6 protein-coding genes are annotated in these 6,042 nt (G+C 72.8%); all 6 read right to left on the bottom strand.

Features of this window, described 5'->3' with window-relative positions; genetic code table 11:
• The coding region (locus tag N790_RS02945; RefSeq protein WP_043800509.1) for a tetratricopeptide repeat protein at positions 1 to 1,323 on the bottom strand (1,323 nt) is incomplete at its 3' end.
• A gap of 8 nt (positions 1,324 to 1,331) precedes the next feature.
• Positions 1,332 to 2,360: a YheT family hydrolase gene (locus tag N790_RS02940; protein WP_052385646.1), complete on the bottom strand. Its 1,029-nt coding sequence runs from the start codon at positions 2,358 to 2,360 to the stop codon at positions 1,332 to 1,334.
• Between the two features lie 8 nt (positions 2,361 to 2,368).
• On the bottom strand, positions 2,369 to 3,169 hold the full coding sequence (locus tag N790_RS02935) for a lysophospholipid acyltransferase family protein (protein WP_425388019.1): 801 nt from the start codon (positions 3,167 to 3,169) through the stop codon (positions 2,369 to 2,371).
• Positions 3,170 to 3,218: 49 nt separating this feature from the next.
• Positions 3,219 to 3,647 (bottom strand): hotdog fold thioesterase, encoded by a 429-nt coding sequence (locus N790_RS02930; RefSeq protein WP_043800504.1) that lies wholly within the window; start codon positions 3,645 to 3,647, stop codon positions 3,219 to 3,221.
• Positions 3,648 to 3,663: 16 nt separating this feature from the next.
• A complete protein-coding gene (locus N790_RS02925) occupies positions 3,664 to 4,272 on the bottom strand; it encodes a YkvA family protein (protein ID WP_052385645.1) in 609 nt (202 codons plus the stop codon).
• 94 nt (positions 4,273 to 4,366) lie between these two features.
• Positions 4,367 to 6,042 (bottom strand): phospholipase D-like domain-containing protein (locus N790_RS02920; RefSeq protein WP_043800503.1); only part of this gene is annotated, 1,676 nt, incomplete at its 5' end.

The following is a 6,042-nucleotide window of genomic DNA, read 5'->3' as shown; positions in this document are numbered from 1 at the left end:
CTGGCCGGTGGCCGGGCGGCGGATCATCTCGCGCCAGCTGGCGGCGGCGTCGGCGTGCCGGCCCAGGGCGTCCAGGGCCAGGCCGCGCCAGCCCAGCAGGGTGCGCTGGGCGATGGCGTCGGTGGCCAGCGGCAGCAGGCGGCTGACGCGGGCCAGGGCCAGGGCCGGGTCCTGCGGGAATTCGCCGCGAATCTTGTACAGGTTGGCCGCGTACAGGTCCGGGTCGATGGACAGCGCGCGGTCGGCGTAGGTCTCGGCCAGGGCGTCTTCGCCGCGGGTGTCGTGGAAGGCGGTCAACATTTCAAGGCAGGCGGTCGAATCGGGCAGCGCGTCCTGCCAGCGGTCGAGGACGTCCTTGGCGTCTTCGCCGAGCAGGCCCGAGACGTTCAGGCGCACCTTCCACAGCTCGTCCTTGTCCGGGGCCTTGGCCAGCGCGGCCTCGGCGCGCGCCAGCGCTTCCTCGGGGCGGCCCAGGCGGGACAGCAGCACCACGGCCTGGGACAGCACCGGGGCGTGGGTGGGGTGGGCGTCGAGCACGGCTTCCAGGTCGGCCGCGGCTTCCTCGCCCCGGCCCATTTCCAGCAGCACCTCGGCGCGCAGCACGCGCGCCACCGGGTCGCCCGGCACCAGCGCGATGAGCTCGCCCAGGGTGTCCAGGGTTTCCTGGGCCTTGCCCTGGCGGCGGCGGGCCTCGACCAGCGCGCGCAGGGTGGACGGCGCGCGCGAGGGATCCAGGCGCAGCGCGTTCGACAGCGCCTGCTCGGCGAAGGGCCACATGCGGCGGGCCAGGAAGGCCTGGCCCAGCGCCAGGTGGGCGGCGGCCAGGTTCGGGTCGGCTTCGACGGCCAGGGTGAAGCACTTCAGGGCGCGCTCGCTGTCGCCCTTGGCCTGGGCCAGGTAGCCCTCGAGCACGCGCACCTGCGGGTGCTCGGCGCTGACGCGCTGGGCCAGGCGCAGGTTGCGCTCGGCCTCGGCCTGGTCGCCCCGGCCCAGGGCCAGGTGCGCCAGCATCACGTAGGCGCCGAGCTGGTTCGGGTCCAGCGCCAGGGCCTGCTGCAGGCCCTGGACGGCGGCCTTGGCGTCGCCCTCGGACAGGGCCAGCGTGGCCAGGCTGAAGTGGTGGGCCGCCACGTCGGGGGCCATTTCGAGCGCGCGGCCGAAGGCCTGGCGGGCGCCGGTGGCGTCGCCGGCACGCTGCAGGCACACGCCCAGCAGGTGGTGGGCGGCGGCGTTTTCAGGTTCGGCGGCAACGGTGGCGCGGGCGGCGGCGAGCGCGGCGGCGGCGTCGCCCCGGCGCAGGGCCTCGGTGATGTCAGCAAGCATGGGAGTCTTCAGGCAGGCGCGGAAACGGCCATTGTAGCCGCCCCGGCGGCTTCGGCCGCGGCCTCGAGCCGGTCGGCCACCCAGCGCTCGGAAAAGCCGCCCAGGTGGGCGCCTTCGAGGAAGCCGCAGTGGCCGCCGAAATCGGCGATCTCCAGCCGCGAATGGTCCGGCAGCTGCAGGCGCGGGAAACCGTCGACCGGGATCACCGGGTCGTCCGCGGCGGCCAGCACGCTCACCGGCACCTGCAGCCCGGCCAGGCGGCCACCGGCCACGGCGTACCCCTCGAAATAGTCCTCGATGCCGGCCATGGTGGTGTGGCGGCGGACCATCCAGCCGGTCAGGCCGCGCATGTCCAGGGCCAGCACCGAATCGTCGAAGTCGTGCCGGTGCGGGAACAGCGCCCGCTTGCGCTGCAGCGAGCGCCGCCACTTGCGCATGAAGTACCAGTGGTAGAGCGGCAAACCCTGCTCGAGCGCGCGCAGCACCGCCGCCGGGTCGATGGCCGGGCACACCGCCGCCGCATGCACCAGCGGCACGCCGGCCGCCGGCGCCGCCAGCGCCAGCCGCAGCGCGAAGTTGCCGCCCAGCGAGAAGCCGGCCGCCACCATCGGCCGCGCCGGGAAGCGCCGCGCCACCTCGCCCGCGGCCTGCACCACTTCGGCCAGGCGGCAGGAGTGGAAGAGGTCTTCGTTGAGGTGGTGGGTGTCGCCGTGGTCGCGGAAGTTGAGCCGGAACACCTCGAAGCCGCGCGCCAGCAGCGTCGCCGCCGTGTGCTGCATGTAACCCGAGGCGGCGCTGCCCTCCCAGCCGTGCAGCAGCAGGGCCAGGCCGCGCGGCGCGGTGCCGGGCACGGCGCTGTGGAACCCCTGCAGGCGCACGCCGTCCTCGACTTCGATGACGTGTTCGGTGGTGGCCGCGCCCAGGCGCCGCAGCGCGCGCTCGCCGGCGGCGCGGCGCAGCGGCATCGAACTCAGCACCGACTGCAGGTGGGCGTTGCGCAGCCAGCGCGGCGGGCGGTAGTCGGCCGGGTGCGCCATGCCGGGCCTCAGCCCGCCATGGCCGCGATGATGCGCTCGCGGCAGGTGTCGGCCATGCGCCGGCGGCCGTCTTCGCTGGCCGCCACGGGCTCGAGGAAATGCACCTCGGCCGGGCGCGCCGGCTCGCCCAGCAGGCGCACGAAGTTGGCGAAGAAACTTTCCTTCTCGCCGAAGGCCACGAGGGTCTGCGCGTCGCCGCGCGCGCCGTACTTCAGCGCCACCGGCTGCGCCGGCACCGCGGCCACCACGGCCGGCTGGAAGATGCGCGCGTGGAAGACGGCGATGGCGTCGCCGCGCGTGGTGCGGCCCTCGGGGAACACGCCCACCGCCTGCCCGGCCTCGAGCCGCTGCACCATCTGGTGCATCACGCCGTGCAGGGAGTCGTTGTTGCCGCGGTGGTGGTAGATGGTGCCGCCGCGGCTGGCCACCCAGCCCACCAGCGGCCAGCGCGCGATCTCGGCCTTGGCCACGAAGCCCATCATGCGCTGGCTGTGCATCAGCACGATGTCGATCCAGCTCACGTGGTTGGCCACGAACAGCGCCGCGCCCGGCAGCGGCGTGCCGTAGCGGCGCACGCGCATGCCGAAGATGCGCACCAGCGTGCCCGACCACCAGCGGATCACGCGGTGGTCGAGGCGCTCGCCGCGCAGTTCGAAACGCGCGCTGAGCGGGTTGATCATCAGCAGCGTGAACGGCAGCCCCAGGCCCAGGTGCAGGGCCAGGAACGGCAGACGCCAGAGGTAGCGCAGCGGGCGGCGCCAGTCGCGCGACGGGCGCGCCGCTTCGGTGGGATTCGACATTGCCTGCATTGTGCCGCAGCGCGCGGCGGGAAACACCCGACGCCGGGGTACGCTGGCTTCAGCGGCCGACGACGGCCCCGGTCATGCGCGAAATGCACACCAGCCGGCCGCGCTCGTCCTCGATGCGGATCTCCCACACCTGGGTGGTACGGCCGAGGTGGATGGGCCGCGCCGTGCCGGTGACCACGCCCTCGGTGACGGCGCGCAGGTGGTTGGCGTTGATTTCCAGGCCGGCGGTCTGCTGGCCGGACGCCGGGTCCAGGCACAGGTAGCCGCCGAAGCTGGCCAGGGTTTCGGCCAGCAGCACCGAAGCGCCGCCGTGCAGCAGGCCGAAGGGCTGCCGGGTGCGTTCGTCCACCGGCATGGTGGCCCGGAGGAAGTCCGGGCCCTGCTCAATGATGCGGATGCCCAGCGTGCCCGGCGCGGTGCCGGACAGCATGGCGTTGAGCTGCTCCAGCCCGGGCCGGTGCTTGAACGGGTCGGCCATCGGGCGATGCGCCGCCTCAGCGGACGCGCATCATGCCCGGGCGGTAGGCCGTGGTGTAGCCGCGGCGCGCGTAGCCCGAGCTGTCGCCGTAGCCGCTGCCGGTCTGGCGGTTGCGGCGGCGGTGCATGCGGTCGATCAGCTCGTCGCGGCGGGCTTCCAGCCAGTCGGCGCGGCCGACCTTGGCCGGGTCCAGGCCGCGGCGTTCGGCCTCGCCCTGGCGGAATTCGCAGAACTCGTCGTAGGCGTCGAGCTCGTGCTTGAGGTCCTTGACGCACATCTCGATGGCGATGGCGTCGTCGAAGTAGCCCAGCACCGGCACGTTGTCGGGAATGACGTCCTTCGGGTCGGCGAAGTAGACCAGGGCCGACAGCACGCGCTGCTTGTCTTCCTCCGGCAGGTGCCAGCCGTCGTCGCGCAGCATGGCGATCATGGCGTCGAGGCGGTCGAGGCGCTCGGCGATGAAGTCCGGCAGCTCGATCTGGTCGGCGCCCTTGAGCAGGGCGGAGGCGGCCGACATGATTTCCTCGGCGCTCTTGTTGCCCGCGGCGGCGCGCGCCGACTCCATGGCCTGGGTGAAGTGGGCGAGGTCGCGGTCGGAGAGTTCGAAGCTGAGCGAAAGGGGCATGCGGGCGGTTCCGGCGGTCGGTAACGAGAACGAGCAGCCTAGGCCGGGGCGGATTCCCCGTCAATCGAAGCCCGTGGCCTGGCCCGCGCCCGGCTCAGAGGATGGGCACCAGCCCGGCGCCGAAGGCGGTCAGGATGCGGGTGTAGACCGTCTTGAGCGGCAGGTCCACTTCGGGGAAGGCGCCCACGTCCTCGTAGCAGCGGTAGAAGGCCGGGTCCGGCGGCGCGGTCGGGTTGCAGCCGGGCTTGAGCTCGAAGCTGCTGGCGTACGGGAAAGGCCACAGGTCGAAAATCGGTAATTTTTCCGACACCTTGCCCAGGCTGTAGTTCAGGCCGGAAAACACCGGGGGCTTCTCCTGGCGCGCGACCATCCAGGCGTTTTCCGGCGCCATGTCGCGCTGGATGCTGGCGCGCAGGGCGCCGGCGAACTGGCGGTCGTGCACCACCACCATGGATTCGGTGTTGAGGTTGTCCGAGCGCGGGTCGAAGTTGTGGCTGCCGACCACGCCGACCCGGTCGTCGAGCACCATCGACTTGGCGTGCAGGCCGACCCGGATGCCGGCGCGCTTGAGCGGCACCGGCCCCGAGGCCGAGCCGGCCGAACCCGAGCCGAAGATCGGCAGCATGGCGCGCTCGGGGCCCAGCGCGCCGGTGGCGGCCACGTCGATGGGCGCGTCGGTCGGGTAGGGCTTGTACTCGTGGATGCGGAAGCCCATCTCGCGCAGGTACATGCGCTTGTACTTGTGGCTCATGGCGTACACGGGGAAGGCGTCGGTGGCGGCAAGGGAGTTCGTGGACACCTCCACCACCGGCGCCCGCTCGCGCCGCTGCAGCTCGCGGAACAGCTGGCGCGCCGGCCGCGACAGCACCAGGTAGGGCGTCTGCAGCACCAGTTCGCGTTCGGTCGAGGCCACCAGGTCGCGCATGGCGCGCGAGGCGTCCTCGTGCGCGGTGGTTTCGCCGGTGTGCTTCTCCGGCAGGTCGGCGAAGAAGTCCACGCGCCCCACCGACAGCGTCAGCGGCGCCAGCCGTTCGTGCACCGCGGCGCCGTCGGCGGCGATGGCCGCCATGGCCAGCACCCGCGGCGGGCGCTCGCGGGCGGGGTCGAGCAGGCGGTGCGCCGGCACGCCGCCGGCGCGCACCAGGCGGCGGGCCACGTCCTTGAGCGTGTGCGCCGGGCGGCTGCGTTCGAAGCTCCAGAAGGCCTCGAAGTTGGCTTCCATCGCCCGGGCCACCGGCCCGGCGACGAGGATGTCGCGGTCGCGGTAGTTGTAGCCCTCGCCCCAGTCGAAATAGCGGTCCTGGATGTTGCGGCCACCGGTGATGCCGACCGTGCCGTCCACCAGCAGCAGCTTGGTGTGCATGCGCCGGTTGAACTTGCGGAAGCAACACAGGATGCCGGCCGCGTACTGCAGCGACTGGGTACGCGCCTCGTTGAAGGTGGGGTTGTACAGGCGCAGCTCGAAGTTCGGGTGCGCGCCGGCCAGGGCCGCCTGCAGGTTCGGGTCGGGCAGGCCGTAGAGCTGGTCGAGCAGCACGCGCACCTTCACGCCGCGGCGGGCGGCCGCCAGCAGCTCTTCCAGCACCAGCGCGCCGGTGTCGTCGGTGTCGTAGATGAAGCTCTGCAGGTCGATGCTGCGGCGCGCGGCGCGAATCAGGTGGACGCGGGCGATCAGCGCGTCCTGGCCGCGGTCGAGCAGGGTGACGTGGTGGCGCGGCGCCTCCGGCGTGGACGCGGCCATGGCCTGTTCGCCCAGGTCGAGCAGGGGCG

It is taken from the genome of Arenimonas malthae CC-JY-1, from assembly GCF_000747075.1.
GTDB classification, from domain to species: domain Bacteria; phylum Pseudomonadota; class Gammaproteobacteria; order Xanthomonadales; family Xanthomonadaceae; genus Arenimonas; species Arenimonas malthae.
The sequence above is the reverse complement of the archived record's forward strand: the minus strand, read 5'-3'. Positions and strand labels throughout refer to the sequence as shown.

Bases quoted from the DNA above. Each gene is read 5' to 3' on its own strand.
- N790_RS02940 (WP_052385646.1), bottom strand. From the start codon at position 2,360: ATGGCGCACCCGGCCGACTACCGCCCGCCGCGCTGGCTGCGCAACGCC.
- N790_RS02935 (WP_425388019.1), bottom strand. From the start codon at position 3,169: ATGCAGGCAATGTCGAATCCCACCGAAGCGGCGCGCCCGTCGCGCGAC.
- N790_RS02930 (WP_043800504.1), bottom strand. From the start codon at position 3,647: ATGGCCGACCCGTTCAAGCACCGGCCCGGGCTGGAGCAGCTCAACGCC.
- N790_RS02925 (WP_052385645.1), bottom strand. From the start codon at position 4,272: ATGCCCCTTTCGCTCAGCTTCGAACTCTCCGACCGCGACCTCGCCCAC.